18 protein-coding genes and 2 tRNA genes are annotated in these 20,937 nt (G+C 57.2%); 19 read left to right on the top strand and 1 reads right to left on the bottom strand.

What is annotated here, in order from left to right:
• Nucleotides 1–25: 25 nt before the first annotated feature.
• The 3 genes from carB to AC07OP_RS21510 are packed head-to-tail and all read left to right on the top strand — an operon-like array spanning nucleotide 26 to nucleotide 4,153.
• Entirely contained in the window at nucleotides 26–3,247 is a 3,222-nt protein-coding gene (carB, locus tag AC07OP_RS21520) for a carbamoyl-phosphate synthase large subunit (protein ID WP_495102452.1), read from the top strand.
• On the top strand, nucleotides 3,244–3,720 hold the full coding sequence (greA, locus tag AC07OP_RS21515) for a transcription elongation factor GreA (protein WP_027605363.1): 477 nt from the start codon (nucleotides 3,244–3,246) through the stop codon (nucleotides 3,718–3,720). Before carB ends, greA begins: the two co-directional genes overlap by 4 nt.
• Before the next feature lie 28 nt (nucleotides 3,721–3,748).
• Nucleotides 3,749–4,153 (top strand): hypothetical protein, encoded by a 405-nt coding sequence (locus AC07OP_RS21510; RefSeq protein ID WP_027605364.1) that lies wholly within the window; start codon nucleotides 3,749–3,751, stop codon nucleotides 4,151–4,153.
• 9 nt (nucleotides 4,154–4,162) lie between these two features.
• On the opposite strand, the gene AC07OP_RS21505 is transcribed toward AC07OP_RS21510, so the two are convergent.
• Nucleotides 4,163–4,471 (bottom strand): YhbY family RNA-binding protein, encoded by a 309-nt coding sequence (locus tag AC07OP_RS21505; RefSeq protein ID WP_017139256.1) that lies wholly within the window; start codon nucleotides 4,469–4,471, stop codon nucleotides 4,163–4,165.
• A 105-nt stretch (nucleotides 4,472–4,576) separates the two neighbouring features.
• On the opposite strand from AC07OP_RS21505, the gene rlmE reads away from it, so the two are divergent.
• From rlmE to AC07OP_RS21425, 16 genes are all read left to right on the top strand, one after another.
• Nucleotides 4,577–5,227 carry a 23S rRNA (uridine(2552)-2'-O)-methyltransferase RlmE gene (rlmE, locus tag AC07OP_RS21500; protein WP_015885924.1) on the top strand — a complete coding sequence of 217 codons (651 nt, stop codon included), beginning with the start codon at nucleotides 4,577–4,579 and terminating at the stop codon, nucleotides 5,225–5,227.
• Between the two features lie 200 nt (nucleotides 5,228–5,427).
• Complete coding sequence (gene ftsH / locus AC07OP_RS21495; RefSeq protein WP_027605365.1) at nucleotides 5,428–7,338, top strand: ATP-dependent zinc metalloprotease FtsH; 1,911 nt, start codon at nucleotides 5,428–5,430, stop codon at nucleotides 7,336–7,338.
• Between the two features lie 8 nt (nucleotides 7,339–7,346).
• Nucleotides 7,347–8,198 carry a dihydropteroate synthase gene (gene folP, locus AC07OP_RS21490; protein WP_495102453.1) on the top strand — a complete coding sequence of 284 codons (852 nt, stop codon included), beginning with the start codon at nucleotides 7,347–7,349 and terminating at the stop codon, nucleotides 8,196–8,198.
• 16 nt (nucleotides 8,199–8,214) lie between these two features.
• A complete protein-coding gene (gene glmM / locus AC07OP_RS21485; protein ID WP_115487578.1) occupies nucleotides 8,215–9,552 on the top strand; it encodes a phosphoglucosamine mutase in 1,338 nt (445 codons plus the stop codon).
• A gap of 66 nt (nucleotides 9,553–9,618) precedes the next feature.
• A complete protein-coding gene (tpiA, locus tag AC07OP_RS21480) occupies nucleotides 9,619–10,374 on the top strand; it encodes a triose-phosphate isomerase (RefSeq protein WP_015885920.1) in 756 nt (251 codons plus the stop codon).
• Nucleotides 10,375–10,378: 4 nt separating this feature from the next.
• Entirely contained in the window at nucleotides 10,379–10,762 is a 384-nt protein-coding gene (gene secG, locus AC07OP_RS21475; RefSeq protein WP_010206600.1) for a preprotein translocase subunit SecG, read from the top strand.
• A 22-nt stretch (nucleotides 10,763–10,784) separates the two neighbouring features.
• A tRNA-Leu gene (locus AC07OP_RS21470) sits at nucleotides 10,785–10,870 on the top strand.
• Nucleotides 10,871–10,966: 96 nt separating this feature from the next.
• Nucleotides 10,967–11,043 (top strand) — tRNA-Met (locus tag AC07OP_RS21465).
• 140 nt (nucleotides 11,044–11,183) lie between these two features.
• On the top strand, nucleotides 11,184–11,642 hold the full coding sequence (gene rimP, locus AC07OP_RS21460) for a ribosome maturation factor RimP (RefSeq protein ID WP_003235029.1): 459 nt from the start codon (nucleotides 11,184–11,186) through the stop codon (nucleotides 11,640–11,642).
• Nucleotides 11,643–11,689: 47 nt separating this feature from the next.
• Complete coding sequence (gene nusA, locus AC07OP_RS21455) at nucleotides 11,690–13,171, top strand: transcription termination factor NusA (RefSeq protein WP_003212187.1); 1,482 nt, start codon at nucleotides 11,690–11,692, stop codon at nucleotides 13,169–13,171.
• Between the two features lie 27 nt (nucleotides 13,172–13,198).
• Nucleotides 13,199–15,724 carry a translation initiation factor IF-2 gene (gene infB, locus AC07OP_RS21450; RefSeq protein WP_495102454.1) on the top strand — a complete coding sequence of 842 codons (2,526 nt, stop codon included), beginning with the start codon at nucleotides 13,199–13,201 and terminating at the stop codon, nucleotides 15,722–15,724.
• A gap of 159 nt (nucleotides 15,725–15,883) precedes the next feature.
• Nucleotides 15,884–16,279: a 30S ribosome-binding factor RbfA gene (gene rbfA / locus AC07OP_RS21445; protein WP_003176137.1), complete on the top strand. Its 396-nt coding sequence runs from the start codon at nucleotides 15,884–15,886 to the stop codon at nucleotides 16,277–16,279.
• 3 nt (nucleotides 16,280–16,282) lie between these two features.
• On the top strand, nucleotides 16,283–17,200 hold the full coding sequence (gene truB, locus AC07OP_RS21440) for a tRNA pseudouridine(55) synthase TruB (protein ID WP_027605370.1): 918 nt from the start codon (nucleotides 16,283–16,285) through the stop codon (nucleotides 17,198–17,200).
• A 115-nt stretch (nucleotides 17,201–17,315) separates the two neighbouring features.
• A complete protein-coding gene (rpsO, locus tag AC07OP_RS21435; RefSeq protein ID WP_003176135.1) occupies nucleotides 17,316–17,585 on the top strand; it encodes a 30S ribosomal protein S15 in 270 nt (89 codons plus the stop codon).
• A 195-nt stretch (nucleotides 17,586–17,780) separates the two neighbouring features.
• The gene (pnp, locus tag AC07OP_RS21430; RefSeq protein ID WP_027605371.1) at nucleotides 17,781–19,886 is read left to right on the top strand and encodes a polyribonucleotide nucleotidyltransferase; all 2,106 of its coding nucleotides are present in this window, start codon (nucleotides 17,781–17,783) and stop codon (nucleotides 19,884–19,886) included.
• Nucleotides 19,887–20,180: 294 nt separating this feature from the next.
• Entirely contained in the window at nucleotides 20,181–20,801 is a 621-nt protein-coding gene (locus AC07OP_RS21425; protein ID WP_027605372.1) for a BON domain-containing protein, read from the top strand.
• Nucleotides 20,802–20,937: the final 136 nt, after the last annotated feature.

Genomic DNA, 20,937 nt, shown 5'->3' with positions numbered 1-20,937 from the left:
ACCTGCGGATTTGAGTGACAAACCCATGCCAAAACGTACAGACATAAAAAGCATCCTGATTCTCGGCGCTGGCCCGATCGTTATCGGACAGGCCTGCGAGTTCGACTACTCCGGCGCCCAGGCCTGTAAAGCCCTGCGCGAAGAGGGTTACCGCGTCATCCTGGTGAACTCCAACCCGGCCACCATCATGACCGATCCGGACATGGCCGACGCCACCTACATCGAGCCGATCAAGTGGCAGACGGTTGCCAAGATCATCGAGAAAGAGCGTCCGGACGCACTGCTGCCGACCATGGGCGGCCAGACTGCACTGAACTGCGCCCTGGACCTGGAGCGCGAAGGCGTCCTGGAAAAATTCGGCGTAGAGATGATCGGCGCCAACGCCGACACCATCGACAAGGCTGAAGATCGTTCGCGCTTTGACAAGGCCATGAAGTCCATCGGTCTTGACTGCCCGCGTTCTGGTATCGCCCACAGTATGGAGGAGGCCAACGCAGTTCTCGAAAAGCTGGGCTTCCCGTGCATCATCCGTCCGTCCTTCACCATGGGCGGCACCGGTGGTGGCATTGCCTATAACCGTGAAGAGTTCGAAGAAATCTGCGCCCGTGGCCTGGACCTGTCTCCGACCAAAGAGCTGCTGATCGACGAATCCCTGATCGGCTGGAAAGAGTATGAGATGGAGGTTGTCCGCGACAAAAAGGACAATTGCATCATCGTCTGCTCCATCGAAAACTTCGACCCGATGGGTGTGCACACCGGTGACTCGATCACCGTTGCTCCGGCGCAGACCCTGACGGACAAGGAATACCAGATCATGCGTAACGCCTCGTTGGCGGTATTGCGTGAGATCGGCGTTGAAACCGGTGGCTCCAACGTTCAGTTCGGCATCTGCCCGGACACAGGCCGCATGGTCGTGATCGAGATGAACCCGCGTGTATCGCGTTCTTCGGCGCTGGCATCGAAAGCGACCGGCTTCCCGATTGCGCGTATCGCCGCCAAGCTGGCTATCGGTTACACCCTGGACGAGCTGCAAAACGAAATCACGGGCGGCGCTACGCCGGCGTCCTTCGAGCCGTCCATCGACTATGTCGTGACCAAGCTGCCACGCTTTGCCTTCGAGAAGTTCGCCAAGGCCGACGCGCGCCTGACCACTCAGATGAAGTCGGTGGGTGAGGTCATGGCCATCGGTAGGACCTTCCAGGAATCCCTGCAGAAAGCCCTGCGAGGCCTGGAAGTCGGCGTTTGCGGCCTGGACGAGAAGCTCGACCTGAGCAATCCGGAAAGCATGAGCATCCTCAAGCGCGAGCTGACCGTTCCGGGCGCCGAGCGTATCTGGTATGTGGCTGATGCCTTCCGCGCCGGCATGACTGTCGAAGACATCTTCGGCATGAACATGATCGATCCGTGGTTCCTGGTGCAGATCGAAGACCTGATCAAGGAAGAAGAGAAGGTCAAGACCCTGGGGCTGGCCAGCATCGACCGCGACATGATGTTCCGCCTCAAGCGCAAAGGCTTCTCCGACCAGCGCCTGGCCAAGCTGCTGGGTGTGACCGAGAAGAACCTGCGCACGCATCGCCACAAGCTGGAGATCTTCCCGGTCTACAAGCGCGTTGACACCTGTGCCGCCGAGTTCGCCACCGACACTGCGTACCTGTACTCCACCTACGAGGAAGAGTGCGAGGCCGCGCCGTCGGGCCGCGACAAGATTATCATCCTGGGCGGTGGTCCGAACCGTATCGGTCAGGGTATCGAATTCGACTATTGCTGCGTACACGCCGCCCTCGCGCTGCGCGAAGACGGGTACGAGACCATCATGGTCAACTGCAACCCGGAAACTGTTTCCACTGACTACGACACTTCCGACCGCCTGTACTTCGAGCCGGTAACGTTGGAAGACGTGTTGGAAATCTGTCGCGTCGAGAAGCCCAAAGGCGTGATCGTCCAGTACGGCGGCCAAACCCCGCTGAAACTGGCGCGTGCCCTTGAGGCTGCCGGCGTGCCAATCATCGGCACGAGCCCTGACGCCATCGACCGTGCCGAAGACCGTGAGCGCTTCCAGCAAATGGTTGAGCGCCTGAACCTGCGTCAGCCGCCAAACGCTACCGTGCGCAGTGAAGACGAGGCCATCCGTGCAGCCAGCAAGATCGGCTACCCGCTGGTGGTGCGTCCATCCTACGTGCTGGGCGGCCGGGCGATGGAAATCGTCTATGAAGAAGAAGAGCTCAAGCGTTACCTGCGTGATGCGGTAAAAGTGTCCAACGACAGCCCGGTGCTGCTGGACCACTTCCTCAACTGCGCCATCGAAATGGACGTGGATGCAGTTTGCGACGGTACCGACGTGGTCATCGGCGCGATCATGCAGCACATCGAGCAGGCGGGCGTTCACTCCGGTGACTCCGCATGCTCGCTGCCGCCGTATTCGTTGCCTGCACATATCCAGGACGAGATGCGCGAGCAGGTCAAGAAAATGGCCTTGGAGTTGGGTGTTGTCGGCCTGATGAACGTACAGTTGGCGCTGCAGGGCGAAGACATCTACGTCATTGAAGTCAACCCGCGTGCTTCGCGTACCGTGCCGTTCGTTTCCAAGTGCATCGGCGTGTCCCTGGCCATGATCGCTGCGCGTGTGATGGCGGGTAAGACCCTGAAGGAAATTGGCTTCACCAAGGAAATCATTCCGAACTTCTACAGTGTGAAAGAGGCAGTGTTCCCATTTGCCAAATTCCCTGGTGTGGACCCGATCCTCGGTCCGGAGATGAAGTCCACCGGTGAAGTGATGGGCGTGGGCGACACCTTCGGTGAAGCATTCGCCAAGGCCCAGATAGGCGCCAGCGAAGTGCTGCCGACCGGCGGTACTGCGTTTATCAGCGTGCGTGATGATGACAAGCCGCTGGTTGCAGGCGTGGCCCGTGATCTGATCAACTTGGGCTTTGAAATCGTGGCAACTGCCGGGACCGCCAAGCTGATCGAAGCGGCCGGCTTGAAAGTGCGCCGCGTGAACAAGGTGACGGAAGGCCGTCCGCATGTGGTCGACATGATCAAGAATGATGAAGTCACGCTGATCATCAACACCACCGAAGGTCGCCAGTCGATCGCGGATTCCTACTCCATTCGCCGTAATGCCTTGCAGCACAAGATCTACTGCACCACCACTATTGCTGCTGGCGAAGCTATCTGCGAAGCGCTCAAGTTCGGTCCGGAAAAGACCGTGCGTCGCTTGCAGGATCTACACGCAGGATTGAAGGCATGATCAAATACCCAATGACCGTCCAGGGTGCCAAGGCCCTGGAAGAGGAGCACGCCCATCTGACCAAGGTCGTACGTCCAAAGCTGAGTCAGGACATTGGTACGGCCCGCGAGCTGGGTGACCTGAAGGAAAACGCCGAATACCACGCTGCTCGTGAGCAGCAGGGTATGGTCGAAGCGCGGATCCGTGATATCGAAGGCCGTTTGCAGAATGCGGTGATCATCGACGTCACGACTATTCCCCACACTGGCAAGGTGATTTTCGGTACCACCGTGGAGATCGCCAACGTTGAGACTGACGAGAGCGTGGTCTACCACATCGTGGGAGAGGACGAGGCTGACTTCAAGCTCGGCAAGATCTCCGTCGGCTCACCACTGGCCCGTGCCTTGATCGCCAAGGAAGAGGGTGATGTGGTGTCTGTCAAAACGCCAGGCGGTGTGATCGAGTACGAGATTGTTGAAGTTCGTCACATCTGAAAGGCGGCGCCCGCTTCGTGCGGGCGCCATGCTTTGGCAGCTTGCCCAGATGCTTTGGGTGGGCGGCCTATGGTTGTTACATCTTGGTGTATTGCCGGTGCTGGGCGTGATTGGCCTGGCTCCGTTGCTGATCGATGAAATCGATGGATTACTGAGTGCGCTGCTGGTGGGTTTCGCGGCGGCGTGCGTAGCGCTTCAGGCGTTGGTGCTGGTCAAGGCTGAAGGCTTGGAGAGTCTGTGGCGGGATATTCGCGGCCAACTGCTGTTGATGGCGCTGTATGCGTGTGCAATGTATTGCATTGTGCATGTCTGGCTGCCGGAAGCGTTGCGCTGGCAGCTATTCAGCTATCTTGTGCTAGGGTTCTCCGGCCTGGTGCTGGTTATACAGCCTGCTCCGGGATGGAGTGGCGGGGCGCGCGAAGCACGCCCGTGACCCTTTGTATTACTTGAAGCGGTGTACGTTCGACAGTTGCTTGTTGACGCTGAAGTTCTTGCGATACAGCAGCGCCATCTTGCCGATGACCTGAACCAGGTCCGCCTTGCCAACCTTGCACAGTTCTGCAATGGCGGCCAGGCGCGCCTCGCGGTCAAGGATGTTGACCTTGATCTTGATCAGTTCGTGATCGCCCAATGCGCGTTCAAGTTCGGCTAACACACCTTCAGTCAAACCGTTGTCTGCCACAATCAGAACTGGTTTCAGATGGTGGCCAATGGATTTGTACTGTTTCTTCTGCTCTTGAGTGAGCGGCATAATCTGACCCCTGCGTCTGATCTTGTAAAAAGCGGCGGCCAGTTTACCCGAGCGAGTCCGGGACCGCCCAGTTAATCACGACCCGTTTTATTTTCGAGGTGGCCCGTGGCCCGTTCCAAAACTAGCCTTAAGTGGCTGCAAGAGCATTTCAACGATCCTTACGTCAAAAAGGCGCAAAAGGATGGCTATCGTTCCCGGGCCAGCTACAAGCTGTTGGAGATCCAGGACAAGGACAAGTTGATTCGTCCAGGCATGAGCGTCATCGATCTTGGCGCGGCTCCCGGTGGCTGGTCCCAGGTGACCAGTCGTCTGATTGGTGGTCAAGGTCGCCTGATTGCTTCCGACATCCTGGAAATGGACAGCATCCCGGATGTGACCTTTGTTCATGGAGACTTTACCCAGGACACAGTGCTCGCCCAGATCCTTGAGGCTGTGGGAAATTCGCAGGTAGACCTTGTGATTTCCGACATGGCCCCCAATATGAGTGGATTACCGGCCGTTGATATGCCGCGGGCCATGTTCCTTTGCGAATTGGCGCTGGATTTGGCGGGTCGGGTGTTGCGTCCCGGTGGCGATTTCCTGGTGAAGGTGTTCCAGGGCGAGGGTTTCGACGAGTACCACAAGAACATCCGCAAATTGTTCGACAAGGTGCAGACGCGTAAACCAGACTCTTCCCGGGACCGGTCCAGGGAGCAATACCTGCTGTGCCGCGGCTTCCGTGGCGTCGAAGGCGCGGCGAGTGAAGAGCGTTTTTGAGGAATTCGAGGAGGGCGATAGGTTTTTTTATATCGCTTTCGTCACGAAGCTTTACGAATATTGTGTAGTCAAAGTTTCACAAAGGGTTACAGACGGCGCCTGCCAGAGTTGTAGGTAATGTAGTAAGTTAGGCCGGTGAATATCATGCGAAGCGCGCGCCAGTAGCGGAGCTTGCTTCAGAGGGTAGTTAATTGAACGATATGGCAAAGAATCTGATCCTGTGGTTGATCATCGCGGCTGTCCTCGTGACGGTGATGAACAACTTCTCCAGCCCTAACGAGCCGCAGACCCTCAACTATTCCGACTTCATCCAGCAAGTTAAGGATGGCAAGGTCGAGCGCGTAGCGGTTGATGGCTACGTGATCACCGGCAAACGCAACGATGGCGACAGCTTCAAGACCATTCGTCCGGCAATTCAGGACAACGGTCTGATCGGCGACCTGGTGGATAACCACGTGGTTGTCGAAGGCAAGCAGCCTGAACAGCAGAGCATCTGGACTCAACTCCTGGTGGCAAGCTTCCCGATCCTGGTGATTATTGCCGTGTTCATGTTCTTCATGCGCCAGATGCAAGGTGGTGCGGGAGGCAAGGGCGGGCCGATGAGCTTCGGCAAGAGCAAGGCGCGCCTGCTCTCTGAAGATCAGGTGAAGACCACCCTGGCTGACGTAGCGGGTTGCGATGAAGCCAAGGAAGAAGTCGGCGAGCTGGTTGAGTTCTTGCGCGATCCAGGCAAATTCCAGCGCCTGGGTGGCCGTATTCCTCGCGGCGTGCTGATGGTCGGCCCTCCAGGTACCGGTAAAACCTTGCTGGCCAAGGCGATTGCCGGCGAAGCCAAGGTACCGTTCTTCACCATTTCCGGTTCTGACTTCGTTGAAATGTTCGTCGGTGTCGGTGCGAGCCGCGTTCGCGACATGTTCGAGCAGGCCAAGAAGCATGCGCCATGCATCATCTTCATCGATGAAATCGACGCTGTTGGTCGCCATCGTGGTGCTGGCATGGGCGGTGGTCATGATGAGCGTGAGCAGACCCTCAACCAGTTGCTGGTCGAGATGGATGGTTTCGAGATGAATGACGGCATCATCGTCATCGCGGCAACCAACCGTCCGGACGTGCTGGATCCTGCGCTGCTGCGTCCAGGCCGCTTTGACCGCCAGGTGGTGGTTGGCCTGCCGGACATCCGTGGGCGCGAACAAATCCTGAAAGTGCACATGCGCAAAGTGCCGATGGGCGACGACGTTGCACCGGCTGTGATTGCCCGTGGTACCCCAGGGTTCTCGGGTGCTGACCTGGCCAACCTGGTGAACGAGGCTTCGCTGTTTGCAGCCCGTACCGGCAAGCGCATCGTTGAAATGAAAGAGTTTGAGCTGGCGAAAGACAAGATCATGATGGGCGCTGAACGCAAATCCATGGTCATGTCCGAAAAAGAGAAGCAGAACACTGCTTACCACGAAGCGGGTCACGCCATTGTGGGGCGTGTCGTGCCTGAGCATGACCCGGTCTACAAAGTGTCGATCATTCCTCGTGGTCGTGCGTTGGGTGTCACCATGTTCCTGCCGGAAGAGGATCGTTATAGCCTCTCCAAGCGTGCGCTGATCAGCCAGATCTGCTCGCTGTACGGCGGTCGAATCGCTGAAGAAATGACCTTGGGCTTCGATGGTGTGACCACTGGGGCTTCCAACGACATCATGCGCGCCAGCCAGATTGCGCGGAACATGGTGACCAAGTGGGGTTTGTCGGAAAAACTCGGTCCTTTGATGTACGCCGAGGAAGAAGGTGAAGTATTCCTGGGTCGTGGCGGCGGTGGTCAAAACGCCAGTTTCTCCGGTGAGACAGCCAAACTGATCGATTCTGAGGTGCGCAGTATCATTGACCAATGCTACGGCACTGCCAAGCAGATCCTGACCGATAATCGCGACAAGCTTGATGCAATGGCTGATGCACTGATGAAGTACGAGACCATCGACGCAGACCAGATCGACGACATTATGGCCGGTCGGGCACCTCGTGAGCCTCGTGATTGGGAAGGTGGTTCGGGTACTTCGGGCACCCCGCCTGTGGTTCAGAACGAACGCCCTGAAACCCCAATCGGTGGCCCGGCAGCTGATCATTAAGGTTTGAAATGACTTTTGCTCCGTCCTCCCCCCGGTTGCCTTGCGGCAACCGGGTTCTTGATTTGGCCCATACGCATGTCATGGGCATTCTTAATGTAACCCCTGACTCCTTTTCCGATGGTGGCCGCTTTAGCCAGCTTGATGCTGCATTGCGCCACGCAGAAGCCATGGTGGCGGCTGGTGCGACCTTGATTGATGTGGGCGGTGAATCGACTCGGCCTGGTGCTCGCGCAGTTTCTCCTCTGGAGGAGTTGGAGCGCGTGGCGCCGATTGTCGAGCGCATCGCTCGAGAGTTGGATGTGATCATTTCGGTTGATACCTCCACCCCGGCCGTGATGCGTGAGACTGCGCGATTGGGTGCCGGCTTGATCAACGATGTGCGGTCCCTGCGGCGCGACGGAGCCCTGGATGCAGCTGCAGCTACCGGTTTGCCTGTGTGTTTGATGCATATGCTGGGTGAGCCCGGCAATATGCAGGACAGCCCGCACTATGATGATCTGGTGGGTGAGGTGAGTGGTTTTCTCTCCGAGCGCGTTGCCCAATGCGCTGCGGTAGGTATTGCGCCGGAAAGGATCATCCTTGATCCGGGGTTTGGTTTCGCCAAGACCCTGCAACACAATTTGAGTTTGTTCAAACACATGGAGTCCTTGCATGCCCTTGGTCGGCCCCTGTTGGTCGGTGTTTCGCGCAAGAGCATGATAGGGCTGGCATTGAGCCGTCCGGTGGGTGAGCGGTTGTACGGCGGTCTTGCACTGGCGGCGCTCGCGGTGACCAAGGGTGCGCGCATCTTGCGTGTGCATGACGTTGCTGAGACCGTGGATGTGGTACGCATGATTGCAGCTGTGGAATCAGCCGAATAAGAATGATGGAGCACTTATGACTAAAAAATACTTTGGCACCGACGGTATCCGTGGTCGGGTCGGCGAGTTTCCGATTACTCCTGATTTCATGCTCAAGCTTGGATGGGCGGCGGGCATGGCGTTCCGCAGCATGGGGGCATGCCGCATCCTGGTGGGCAAGGACACCCGAATTTCGGGGTACATGTTTGAATCAGCGCTTGAGGCCGGCTTATCCGCCGCAGGCGCCGATGTGATGTTGCTGGGGCCAATGCCGACGCCCGCGATTGCATACCTGACGCGTACCTTTCACGCTGAGGCCGGTATTGTGATCAGTGCTTCGCACAATCCACATGACGACAACGGCATCAAGTTCTTCTCCGGTCAGGGCACCAAGTTGCCGGATGAGATTGAGCTGATGATCGAAGAGCTGTTGGATGCGCCGATGACCGTGGTCGAGTCCAGTAAGCTGGGCAAGGTGTCGCGCATCAATGATGCGTCCGGTCGTTATATCGAGTTCTGCAAGAGCAGTGTGCCAACCAGTACCAATTTTGCCGGCCTTAAGATTGTTGTCGACTGTGCCCATGGTGCGACCTACAAAGTCGCGCCAAGCGTATTCAGGGAGCTTGGTGCAGACGTGACGGTTCTGTCGGCTCAGCCCAACGGATTGAACATCAACGAAAACTGCGGCTCCACCCATATGGAGCAGTTGCAGGCCGCTGTCCTGGCCGAGCACGCCGACCTCGGGATTGCCTTCGACGGTGACGGCGACCGCGTGCTGATGGTTGACCATACCGGTGCAGTGGTGGACGGCGATGATCTGTTGTTCATCATTGCCCGCGACCTGCATGAGCGTAACAAGCTGCAAGGCGGTGTCGTCGGTACGCTGATGAGCAACCTGGGGCTTGAGCTGGCGCTGGCAGACCTGGGTATTCCTTTTGTTCGCGCCAACGTCGGTGACCGGTATGTGATCGCCGAGCTGCTGGAGCGTAACTGGCAGGTAGGTGGTGAGAACTCCGGGCACGTGGTGTGCTTCCAGCACACCACCACCGGCGACGCGATTATTGCGGCGTTGCAGGTGCTATTGGCTTTGCGTCGCCGCGAAGAGAGTCTGGCCCAGGCGCGTCAGGCTTTGCGCAAATGCCCGCAAGTATTGCTGAACGTGCGTTTCGCAGGTGGGGAAAATCCGATCGAGCACCCTGCTGTCAAAGAGGCTTGCGAGCGCGCGACCCTGGCAATGGCTGGTCGTGGGCGGGTATTGCTACGCAAGTCCGGCACAGAGCCTTTGGTGCGCGTCATGGTCGAAGGTGACGACGAAATACAGGTTCGTGGCCATGCCGAAGACCTGGCAAAACTGGTAACTGAAGTTTGCGCCTGAATTCGGCTTGCCAGTGATGATGTGGTTGGGTAACATCTGCGCCCACTTTGACCGACGAGGTACAGCATGCGTCGCACTATGGTAGCTGGTAACTGGAAGATGCACGGTACCCGCGCCAGTGTCGCTGAGCTGATCAATGGCCTTCGTCACTTGGCCTTGCCTAGCGGTGTTGATATCGCGGTGTTCCCGCCTTGCTTGCATATCACCCAAGTGGTGGATGGCTTGAAAGGTAAGTCGATTCAGGTCGGCGCGCAGAACTCTGCGGTGGAAGCCATGCAAGGTGCGTTGACCGGTGAGATTGCACCGAGTCAGCTGGTTGATGCAGGTTGTTCCTATGTGCTTGTCGGGCACTCCGAGCGCCGTCAGATGATGGGCGAGCGTGATGGGACACTCAATCGCAAGTTCGCAGCGGCACAGGCTTGTGGCTTGATTCCGGTGTTGTGTATTGGGGAGACCCTTGAGCAGCGTGAATCGGGCAAGACCCTTGAGGTTGTCTCGCGTCAGCTTGGCAGCATCATCGAGGAGCTGGGTGTTGGTGCGTTCGCAAAGGCGGTAATTGCTTACGAGCCGGTCTGGGCCATTGGTACCGGGCTGACTGCTACACCGCAACAGGCGCAGGATGTGCATGCAGCCATTCGCGCTCAGTTGGCGGCAGAGAATTCTGAAGTCGCACAAGGTGTGCGGCTTCTATACGGCGGCAGCGTGAAGGCGGCCAATGCGGTCGAACTGTTCGGCATGCCGGATATCGATGGGGGGCTCATTGGTGGGGCTTCCCTGAATGCAGATGAGTTCGGTGCGATTTGTCGCGCCGCGGGAAACTGAAAAAATGCTGGAAACAGTCGTAGTCGTTTTTCATCTGTTGGCTGCCCTGGGCGTAGTTGCCCTGGTTTTGTTGCAACAGGGTAAAGGTGCGGATGCTGGTGCGTCTTTCGGTGCAGGTGCTTCAAATACTGTGTTCGGAAGCCAAGGTTCCTCTACCTTTCTTAGTAAGTTTACTGCTATACTTGCCGCCGGTTTCTTCATAACCAGCTTAGGGTTAGGTTACTTTGCTAAAGAGAAAGCTCATGTGCTGACTCAAGTAGGCTTGCCAAACCCAGCAGTGTTGGAAGTGCCAAAAGCAAAGCCGGCTTCTGATGATGTCCCGGTGCTTCAAGAGCAAAAGTCGGCTACTCCAGCGACTGACGTACCTCCAGCTCAAGAGCAGAAGTAAGAAGGGTTGTAAACGCTGTATTGCCGAGGTGGTGGAATTGGTAGACACGCAACCTTGAGGTGGTTGTGCCCATAGGGTGTAGGGGTTCGAGTCCCCTTCTCGGTACCAATTATCAGGAGAGCCCGCTGTTGCGGGCTTTCTTGTAGGTGGAAGGTTACATTGACCCTGTAAGGGATCGGTCGTATACTTCCGCCCCAGCTTTGTCGCGGGGTGGAGCAGTCTGGTAGCTCGTCGGGCTCATAACCCGAAGGTCGTCGGTTCAAATCCGGCCCCCGCAACCAGTTTTAGCGGAGCCCCTTTTAAGGGGCTTTTTGTTAGCTGGACACTTTCAACGCCGCTGTTCGACGGCGTTTCAAGGATGGGCGTTTCGCCCATTTTTTTATTTTGCACAGCATGCACATACATGCACGAGGGGGTTCAGGTGTCGAGCAAGCTAGAAGAGTTGCAGGCCTTGTTGGCCCCGGTGGTCGTGGCCCTAGGCTATGAATGCTGGGGTATTGAGTTTTCGGCTCAAGGTCGCCACTCAATGTTGCGCGTTTATATCGATAAAGAGGGCGGCGTGCTGGTGGACGATTGTGCCATTGTCAGCCGTCAGATCAGCGGTGTTCTGGATGTTGAAGATCCTATCTCCGTTGAGTACACCCTCGAAGTTTCCTCGCCAGGCATGGAACGCCCACTGTTCACTATTGATCAGTTTGCAAAATTTGCCGGTGAACAAGTGAAGATCAAGCTGCGATCCCCGTTCGAAGGGCGTCGCAACTTTCAGGGCCTTCTGCGCGGTGTAGAAGAACAGGATGTCGTGGTGCAGGTAGAAGACCATGAGTTCCTGTTGCCGATCGATATGATCGACAAGGCCAACATTATTCCCAGTTTTGACTGAGACGCGGATCCCGCGGATCCAATGGCTTGCGAAAGGCGAGGCGTACGATGAGCAAAGAAGTACTGCTGGTTGTTGAGTCGGTATCCAATGAAAAGGGCGTACCGGCAAACGTGATTTTTGAAGCGCTGGAGCTGGCCCTGGCCACTGCTACCAAAAAGCGTTTTGAAGACGAAGTTGATCTGCGTGTGGAAATCAACCGCCACACCGGTGCCTATGAGACTTTCCGTCGCTGGACGGTCGTCGAAGAGGCCGATCTTGATGATCCGGCCATCGAAACCTGGCCAAGCAAGGTTGCTGAAACGCACCCAGGTGCCCAGGTCGGTGATGTCGTTGAAGAAAAGATCGAGTCCATCGAGTTCGGCCGCATTGCTGCACAGACCGCCAAGCAGGTCATCGTGCAGAAGGTTCGCGAAGCCGAGCGCGCTCAAGTCGTTGATGCCTATCGCGAGCGTCTGGGGGAAATCATCTCCGGCACCGTGAAAAAAGTTACCCGCGACAATGTGATCGTCGACCTGGGCAACAACGCTGAAGCGTTGCTGGCCCGCGAAGACATCATCTCCCGCGAAACCTTCCGTGTTGGCGTGCGTTTGCGTGCGCTGCTCAAGGAAATCCGCACCGAGAACCGTGGCCCTCAGTTGATCCTGTCGCGTACTGCGCCGGAAATGCTGATTGAGCTGTTCCGTATCGAGGTGCCGGAAATTGCCGAAGGCCTGATCGAAGTCATGGCTGCGTCCCGCGACCCGGGTTCGCGTGCCAAGATCGCGGTCCGCTCCAAGGACAAACGCATCGACCCGCAAGGCGCTTGCATCGGTATGCGCGGTTCGCGCGTCCAGGCAGTGTCGGGCGAATTGGGTGGTGAGCGTGTGGACATCGTCCTCTGGGACGATAACCCGGCGCAGTTCGTGATCAATGCCATGTCGCCGGCTGAAGTGGCGGCAATTATCGTTGACGAAGATGCCCATGCAATGGACATCGCCGTTGGCGCAGACAATCTGGCCCAGGCCATTGGTCGTGGTGGTCAGAACGTGCGTCTGGCCAGCCAGTTGACCGGCTGGACCTTGAACGTAATGACCGAATCGGACATCCAGGCTAAGCAGCAAGCTGAAACCGGTGACATCCTGCGCAACTTCATCGACGAGTTGGAAGTCGACGAAGACCTGGCGCAGGTGCTGGTAGATGAAGGCTTCACCAGCCTGGAAGAGATTGCCTACGTACCGTTGGAAGAAATGCTCAACATCGACGGCTTTGACGAAGACACCGTCAACGAGCTTCGCGCTCGGGCCAAGGATCGTTTGTTGACTAAAGCCATCGCTACTGAGGAAAAGCTGGCAGACGCCCATCCGGCCGAAGACCTGCTCTCGCTTGAGGGTATGGACAAGGATTTGGCGATGGAACTGGCGGTGCGCGGCGTAATTACCCGCGAAGACCTGGCCGAGCAGTCTATTGACGATCTGCTCGACATCGACGGCATTGACGATGATCGTGCCGGCAAGTTGATCATGGCCGCCCGAGCCCATTGGTTCGAGTAATTAGGCGCGGCCTGAGGAGAGAAGTGCATGACGCAAGTCACGGTGAAACAACTGGCCGATGAGGTCAAAACACCGGTAGAGCGCCTGTTGCAGCAGATGCGTGAGGCAGGTCTGCCGCACACCGCCGCCGATGAAGGTGTGAGCGATAGTGAGAAGCAGTCTTTGCTGACTCACTTGAAGAGCAGCCACAAGGCGAAAGTGGAAGAACCGCGCAAGATTACATTGCAGCGCAAAACCACCAGCACCCTGCGGGTTGCGGGTAGCAAGAGCATCAGCGTTGAAGTACGCAAGAAGAAAGTCTTCGTACAGCGCAGCCCGGAAGAAATCGAAGCCGAGCGCAAACGCGAACTGGAAGAACGTCGCGCAGTAGAAAATGCTGCACGTCAGAAGGCTGAAGAAGAAGCCAAGCGTCGCGCCGAAGAAGAAGCGCGTCGTCAGCCTGCTGCTGCGCAAACGGCTTCCACTGAAGCGGTAGCCGCGCCTGGCGCTCCTGCAGACGCTGTGCGTGAGGCCGCTCCGGTTGTCGCTGCACCAGCACCTGCGGCCGATGCCCGCAAGCGCGAGGAACCTCGTCGTCCGGATAAACCACGTGCCGACGATAACAATCGTCGCGGTGGTGGTGGCGATGGCGAGCGCAAAAACGCTCCCCATCGTGCTTCGGTCAAAGAGAAAGCGCCTGCTCCACGCGTTGCTCCACGGACTACCGACGAAGAAAGCGATGGCTTCCGTCGTGGTGGTCGCGGCAAGGCCAAGCTGAAGAAACGCAACGCCCACGGTTTCCAGAGCCCAACCGGCCCTGTCGTGCGTGATGTGCAGATCGGCGAGACCATCACGGTTGGCGATCTTGCCAACCAGATGTCGGTCAAGGCTGCTGAAATCATCAAGTTCATGTTCAAACTGGGTACTCCAGCGACCATCAACCAGGTGCTTGATCAGGAAACTGCTCAACTGGTAGCCGAAGAACTGGGTCACAAAGTGACCCTGGTCAGCGACACCGCCCTGGAAGATTCCCTGGCAGAGTCCCTGAAGTTTGAAGGCGAAACGTTCTCCCGTGCGCCAGTCGTGACCGTAATGGGCCACGTTGACCATGGTAAGACTTCGCTGCTCGACTACATCCGTCGTGCCAAGGTAGCTGCTGGCGAAGCCGGTGGTATCACCCAGCACATCGGTGCGTACCACGTTGAAACCGAGCGCGGCATGGTCACCTTCCTCGACACCCCAGGTCACGCCGCGTTTACCGCAATGCGTGCCCGTGGTGCCAAGGCGACTGACATCGTGATTCTGGTCGTTGCAGCGGACGACGGCGTGATGCCGCAGACCATTGAAGCTGTCCAGCACGCTAAAGCCGCTGGTGTTCCTCTGGTTGTTGCCGTGAACAAGATCGACAAGCCGGGCGCCGATCTCGATCGCATCCGTAGCGAACTGTCGGTTCATGGCGTGACGTCTGAAGAGTGGGGCGGTGATACGCCGTTCGTTTCGGTTTCGGCGAAAGTCGGTACTGGCGTTGACGAACTGCTCGAAGCTGTCCTGCTGCAAGCTGAAGTACTTGAACTGAAAGCAACCCCATCGGCCCCAGGTCGTGGTGTTGTGGTTGAGTCGCGTCTCGACAAAGGTCGTGGCCCGGTTGCAACCGTACTGGTTCAAGACGGTACCCTGCGTCAAGGCGACATGGTACTGGTCGGTTCGAACTATGGCCGTGTACGTGCCATGCTCGACGAGAACGGCAAGCCAATCAAGGAAGCCGGTCCTTCCATCCCTGTCGAGATCCTCGGCCTGGACGGTACTCCGGACGCTGGCGACGAGATGAGCGTGCTGTCTGACGAGAAGAAAGCCCGTGAAGTGGCTCTGTTCCGTCAAGGCAAGTTCCGTGAAGTCAAACTGGCTCGCGCGCATGCCGGCAAGCTGGAAAACATCTTCGAGAACATGGGCCAGGCCGAGAAGAAGACGCTTAACATCGTCCTCAAGTCTGACGTTCGTGGTTCCCTCGAAGCGTTGAACGGCGCCTTGAATGGCCTGGGTAACGACGAAGTGCAAGTGCGTGTTGTCGGTGGCGGTGTCGGTGGTATCACCGAGTCCGACGCCAACCTGGCACTGGCTTCCAACGCTGTACTGTTCGGCTTCAACGTGCGTGCCGATGCTGGCGCTCGCAAGATCGTCGAGCAGGAAGGCCTGGACATGCGTTACTACAACGTCATCTACGACATCATCGAAGACGTCAAGAAAGCCCTCACCGGCATGCTTGGCAGTGACGTCCGGGAGAACATCCTGGGTGTCGCCGAGGTTCGTGACGTGTTCCGCTCGCCGAAATTCGGTGCGATCGCCGGTTGCATGGTTATCGAAGGTACCGTGTACCGTAACCGTCCAATCCGTGTACTGCGTGAAGACATCGTTATCTTCGAAGGCGAGCTGGAATCCCTGCGCCGCTTCAAGGATGACGCTTCCGAAGTGCGTGCCGGCATGGAATGCGGTATCGGCGTCAAGAGCTACAACGACGTCAAGGCTGGCGACAAGATCGAAGTCTACGAGAAGGTTCAGGTTGCTCGCAGCCTCTAACTCGCGCACTTCAGGAGCCACGCCGCGTGTGGGCATGCAAATGCCCCGCGCAGCGTGAGGACTCTAAACGCAACGCCCGGTCTGGCTTTTGTCAGGCCGGGCGTTTGCCGCTTTCAGACCCCATGGGTTTCACCGTGTGGCAGTAACAGGTAACAAGACATGGCAAAAGAATACAGCCGTACCCAGCGTATCGGCGATCAGATGCAGCGTGAGCTGGCCCAACTGATCCGTCGCGAAGTCAAAGACCCCCGCGTTGGCCTGGTCACCATCACCGCTGTTGAAGTGAGCCGTGACGTGGGTCACGCGAAGATCTTCATCACCGTGATGGGACAGGACAACAGCGAAGAAATCGCGCAAAGCATCAAGGTGCTCAACTCGGCCGCAGGTTTCCTGCGCATGCAGTTGGCCCGTGAAATGAAGCTGCGCAGCGTGCCCCAGTTGCACTTCCACTACGACGAAAGCGTCGTGCGTGGCGCGCACCTGTCGGCACTGATTGAGCGCGCCGTGGCTGAAGACAGCCAGCACCCATCCACACCTGAAGACGCCAAGGAGTAAGCGGTGGCTCAGGTCAAACGTATCCGTCGCAACGTCAGCGGCATCATTCTGCTCGACAAGCCGATTGGCTTTACCTCCAATGCCGCGTTGCAGAAGGTCCGCTGGTTGCTCAATGCCGAGAAGGCCGGACACACCGGCAGCCTCGATCCCCTGGCCACCGGTGTACTGCCGTTGTGCTTTGGCGAGGCCACCAAGTTCTCGCAATACCTGCTCGATTCCGACAAGGGTTACGAAACCCTGATGCAACTGGGCAAGACCACCACCACGGCAGACGCCGAAGGTGATGTTTTGCAGGTTCGCGACGTGACCGTTGGTCGTGCTGATATCGAAGCTGCTTTACCTGCTTTTCGTGGGCAAATCAGTCAGATACCGCCGATGTACTCGGCGCTCAAGCGTGATGGGCAGCCCCTTTACAAGCTTGCACGTGCGGGCGAAGTAGTGGAGCGCGAACCGCGTTCTGTTACTATTGCGCGCTTGGAATTGCTCGCCTGTGAAGGTGACACCGCGCGCTTGGCCGTGGACTGCAGCAAAGGCACTTATATCCGTACCCTGGTGGAAGATATTGGTGAGCAACTTGGTTGCGGCGCCTACGTTGCAGAGCTGCGACGTACCCAGGCCGGACCTTTCAGCCTGGCCCAGACGGTTACGCTGGAAGAGTTGGAGGCGGTACACGCCGAAGGTGGCAACGAAGCGGTTGATCGCTTCCTGATGCCGTCGGACAGTGGTTTGCTGGATTGGCCATTACTGCACTTTTCGGAACACAGCGCGTTCTACTGGCTTAACGGCCAGCCGGTACGTGCCCCGGATGCCCCGAAGTTCGGCATGGTGCGGGTACAGGATCATAACGGTCGCTTTATCGGTATCGGTGAAGTGAGCGAAGACGGGCGCATCGCGCCACGTCGACTGATTCGGTCAGAATGACCGAACGAGTGTGGCTGTTAACAGGCACGGTCAACACTCATTTTTAGATACAGGGATTTGTCCCTGGCCTGTTGAAACTGCCCTTTGGGTGGTTTCCTGAAAAAAGGATTGCCTCATGGCTCTCGACGTTCAAGAAAAAGCACAAATCGTAGCTGACTACCAGCAAGCTGTTGGTGACACTGGTTCGCCAGAAGTGCAAGTTGCACTGCTGACCCACAACATCAACAAGCTGCAAGGTCACTTCAAGGCCAACGGTAAAGATCACCACTCCCGTCGTGGTCTGATCCGCATGGTAAACCAGCGCCGTAAGCTGCTGGACTACCTGAAAGGCAAGGATCTGGGTCGTTATCAGGCTCTGATCGGTCGCCTGGGTCTGCGTCGCTAATCAGCGATTGCGCTAGAGGTTGGTTGTCTGCCGTGTGTCAGTGGGATTCCCGCTGGCCCATGGTAGGCTCCCAGCCTCAAGTTTTATCTGGATACACGTTTTACCCCTGGACAAGGGTTGGGCCGATTCCCGACATTGCCCAAGAATTTCGCAAGAAGACAAGTTCCCCAAGAGCCACAAAGAAGGTAGGACACCGTGAACCCGGTTATCAAAAAATTCCAGTTCGGTCAGTCGACCGTTACCCTCGAGACAGGCCGTATTGCCCGTCAAGCCTCCGGCGCAGTGCTGGTTACCGTTGACGACGACGTTACCGTATTGGTGACCGTTGTTGGCGCCAAGCACGCCGACCCAAGCAAAGGCTTCTTCCCTCTTTCCGTTCACTACCAGGAAAAGACTTACGCTGCCGGTAAGATCCCTGGCGGTTTCTTCAAGCGCGAAGGCCGTCCTTCCGAGAAAGAAACCCTGACTTCCCGACTGATCGACCGTCCGATCCGTCCGCTGTTCCCAGAAGGCTTCATGAACGAAGTGCAGGTTGTCTGCACCGTCGTTTCCACCAGCAAGAAAACCGATCCTGACGTCGCTGCGATGATCGGTACTTCGGCAGCCCTGGCCATCTCCGGTATTCCTTTCGATGGCCCGATCGGCGCAGCCCGCGTTGCTTTCCACGAAAGCACCGGTTACCTGCTGAACCCGACTTACGAGCAACTGAAAGCATCGAGCCTGGACATGGTCGTTGCCGGTACGTCGGAAGCCGTATTGATGGTTGAATCGGAAGCCAAAGAGCTGACCGAAGACCAGATGCTGGGTGCAGTACTGTTTGCTCACGACGAGTTCCAGGTTGTGATCAACGCTGTTAAAGAACTGGCTGCCGAAGCTGCCAAGCCGACCTGGGCCTGGGCTCCGCAAGCCGAAGCCACCGAACTGCTGGGCGCTATCCGCTCCGAGTTCGGCACTGCGATCTCCGACGCCTACACCATCACCGTCAAGGCCGACCGTTACGCTCGCCTGGGTGAGCTGAAGGACCAGGTTGTTGCCAAGCTGTCCGGCGAAGAAGGCCAGCCTTCTTCCAGCGAAGTCAAAGCAGCCTTCGGTGAAATCGAATACCGCACCGTTCGCGAAAACATCGTTAACGGCAAGCCTCGTATCGATGGCCGCGACACCCGCACCGTTCGTCCGCTGAACATCGAAGTCGGCGTTCTGCCGAAGACTCACGGTTCGGCACTGTTCACCCGTGGTGAAACCCAGGCACTGGTCGTTGCGACCCTGGGTACTGCCCGTGACGCACAGCTGCTGGACACCCTGGAAGGCGAGAAAAAAGACCCGTTCATGCTGCACTACAACTTCCCGCCGTTCTCGGTGGGCGAGTGTGGTCGCATGGGTGGCGCTGGTCGTCGCGAAATCGGTCACGGCCGTCTGGCCCGTCGCTCGGTCCAGGCCATGCTGCCTGCTGCTGACGTGTTCCCGTACACCATCCGTGTGGTGTCGGAAATCACCGAGTCCAACGGTTCCAGCTCCATGGCTTCGGTCTGCGGTGCTTCCCTGGCGCTGATGGACGCGGGTGTGCCGATGAAGGCGCCGGTTGCCGGTATCGCCATGGGCCTGGTTAAAGAAGGCGAGAAGTTCGCCATCCTGACCGACATCCTGGGTGACGAAGACCACTTGGGCGATATGGACTTCAAAGTAGCCGGTACCGCCAAAGGTGTTACCGCGCTGCAGATGGACATCAAGATCAAGGGCATCACCGAAGAAATCATGGAAATCGCCCTGGGCCAAGCCCTGGAAGCGCGCCTGAACATCCTCGGTCAGATGAACCAGATCATTGGTCAGTCCCGTACCGAACTGTCGGAAAATGCTCCGACCATGATCGCGATGAAAATCGACACCGACAAAATCCGTGATGTTATCGGTAAAGGCGGCGCGACCATTCGTGCGATCTGTGAAGAGACCAAGGCTTCGATCGACATCGAAGACGACGGCTCGATCAAGATCTTCGGCGAAACCAAGGAAGCTGCAGAAGCTGCGCGTCAACGCGTCCTCGGCATCACCGCTGAAGCCGAGATCGGCAAGATCTACGTCGGTAAGGTTGAGCGCATCGTCGACTTCGGCGCATTCGTCAACATCCTGCCAGGCAAAGATGGTCTGGTTCACATCTCCATGCTGAGCGATGCTCGCGTTGAGAAAGTGACCGACATTCTGAAAGAAGGCCAGGAAGTGGAAGTGCTGGTACTGGACGTGGACAACCGCGGCCGTATCAAGCTGTCCATCAAGGACGTAGCAGCAGCCAAGGCTTCGGGCGTTTAATTACCCCAGGCTCACGCTGAAAAAAAGGACTCTTCGGAGTCCTTTTTTTACGCCTGAAGGAAAATGCCGAAAAATCAGACGCTTAGTAAATCGCAAAAGCCGCAACTTGCACGCAGGCACGATGGCGTTCATGCAAGTTGCACGATTCCGAAATTCGAGTGTTTTTATAAGTATATGATTTTTAACGATTTAATCTTCCATGGCGACTTGGCACACTGCCTGCAATAACCCTGTTAACGCTGCAGCATCAAGGTTCACACACTGCAGACTTTTAATAAAACAGGAGTTACTCGTATGAAGAAGTTCGCTCTCGCTACTGCTACCGCTCTGACCCTGGCCATGGGTGCTAACGTGGCCTTTGCCCAGACTTCCCAAGCTCCAATGACCCTGGCGGCCGGTGAAGCCACCAAGGCAAAAGAAAGCGTTTCGGATACTTGGATCACCACCAAAGTTAAATCCGATCTGCTGACCGAAAAAGGCATTCCTGGTTCGGACATCAAGGTTGAGACCAACAAAGGTGTGGTTTCCCTGTCTTCGACCGTAGCCATTTCGGACGCGCAGAAAGAAACTGCCGTAGCGATCACTAAAAAAATCAAAGGTGTAACCGCAGTTTCTGCTGACGGCCTGTTGGCTGGCGGCGCTACCAAGGCAGACAACATCGACAAAACCAAAGGTGCAGCAGCTGACGCCAAAGGCGCAACCTCCGACACCTGGATCACCACCAAAGTCAAAGCTGACCTGGTCACCGAGAAAGGCATTCCTGGCACCGACATCAAAGTCGAAACCAACAAGGGTGTAGTTTCCCTGTCCTCTTCGGTCGCTGTGACCGAGGCACAAAAAACGACCGCGGTGAACATCACCAAGAAAATCAAAGGCGTTAAAGCTGTATCGGCCGATGGCCTGAAAGCAGAGTAACGCTCAAGAATTCGTCTGAACTAGCGGCGGCGGCGCGTGAGTTAGATATCCACTCAATGCACCTCTAAGTTTCATGCGACCGACCACACGGATGTGGTCATTACAGGCCCCGGCACTTCTGTGTCGGGGCCTGTTC

The organism is Pseudomonas sp. GW821-FHT09D08 (genome assembly GCF_059416305.1).
This window is presented reverse-complemented; position numbering and strand designations above follow the sequence as displayed.

Excerpts from the sequence above, each read along its gene's own strand:
- greA (WP_027605363.1), top strand. The coding sequence starts at position 3,244 with ATGATCAAATACCCAATGACCGTCCAGGGTGCCAAGGCCCTGGAAGAG.
- folP (WP_495102453.1), top strand. The coding sequence starts at position 7,347 with ATGACTTTTGCTCCGTCCTCCCCCCGGTTGCCTTGCGGCAACCGGGTT.
- rbfA (WP_003176137.1), top strand. The coding sequence starts at position 15,884 with ATGGCAAAAGAATACAGCCGTACCCAGCGTATCGGCGATCAGATGCAG.
- AC07OP_RS21505 (WP_017139256.1), bottom strand. The coding sequence starts at position 4,471 with ATGCCGCTCACTCAAGAGCAGAAGAAACAGTACAAATCCATTGGCCAC.
- carB (WP_495102452.1), top strand. The coding sequence starts at position 26 with ATGCCAAAACGTACAGACATAAAAAGCATCCTGATTCTCGGCGCTGGC.
- rpsO (WP_003176135.1), top strand. The coding sequence starts at position 17,316 with ATGGCTCTCGACGTTCAAGAAAAAGCACAAATCGTAGCTGACTACCAG.
- ftsH (WP_027605365.1), top strand. The coding sequence starts at position 5,428 with ATGGCAAAGAATCTGATCCTGTGGTTGATCATCGCGGCTGTCCTCGTG.
- AC07OP_RS21425 (WP_027605372.1), top strand. The coding sequence starts at position 20,181 with ATGAAGAAGTTCGCTCTCGCTACTGCTACCGCTCTGACCCTGGCCATG.
- tpiA (WP_015885920.1), top strand. The coding sequence starts at position 9,619 with ATGCGTCGCACTATGGTAGCTGGTAACTGGAAGATGCACGGTACCCGC.
- infB (WP_495102454.1), top strand. The coding sequence starts at position 13,199 with ATGACGCAAGTCACGGTGAAACAACTGGCCGATGAGGTCAAAACACCG.
- secG (WP_010206600.1), top strand. The coding sequence starts at position 10,379 with ATGCTGGAAACAGTCGTAGTCGTTTTTCATCTGTTGGCTGCCCTGGGC.
- AC07OP_RS21510 (WP_027605364.1), top strand. The coding sequence starts at position 3,749 with ATGCTTTGGCAGCTTGCCCAGATGCTTTGGGTGGGCGGCCTATGGTTG.
- glmM (WP_115487578.1), top strand. The coding sequence starts at position 8,215 with ATGACTAAAAAATACTTTGGCACCGACGGTATCCGTGGTCGGGTCGGC.
- nusA (WP_003212187.1), top strand. The coding sequence starts at position 11,690 with ATGAGCAAAGAAGTACTGCTGGTTGTTGAGTCGGTATCCAATGAAAAG.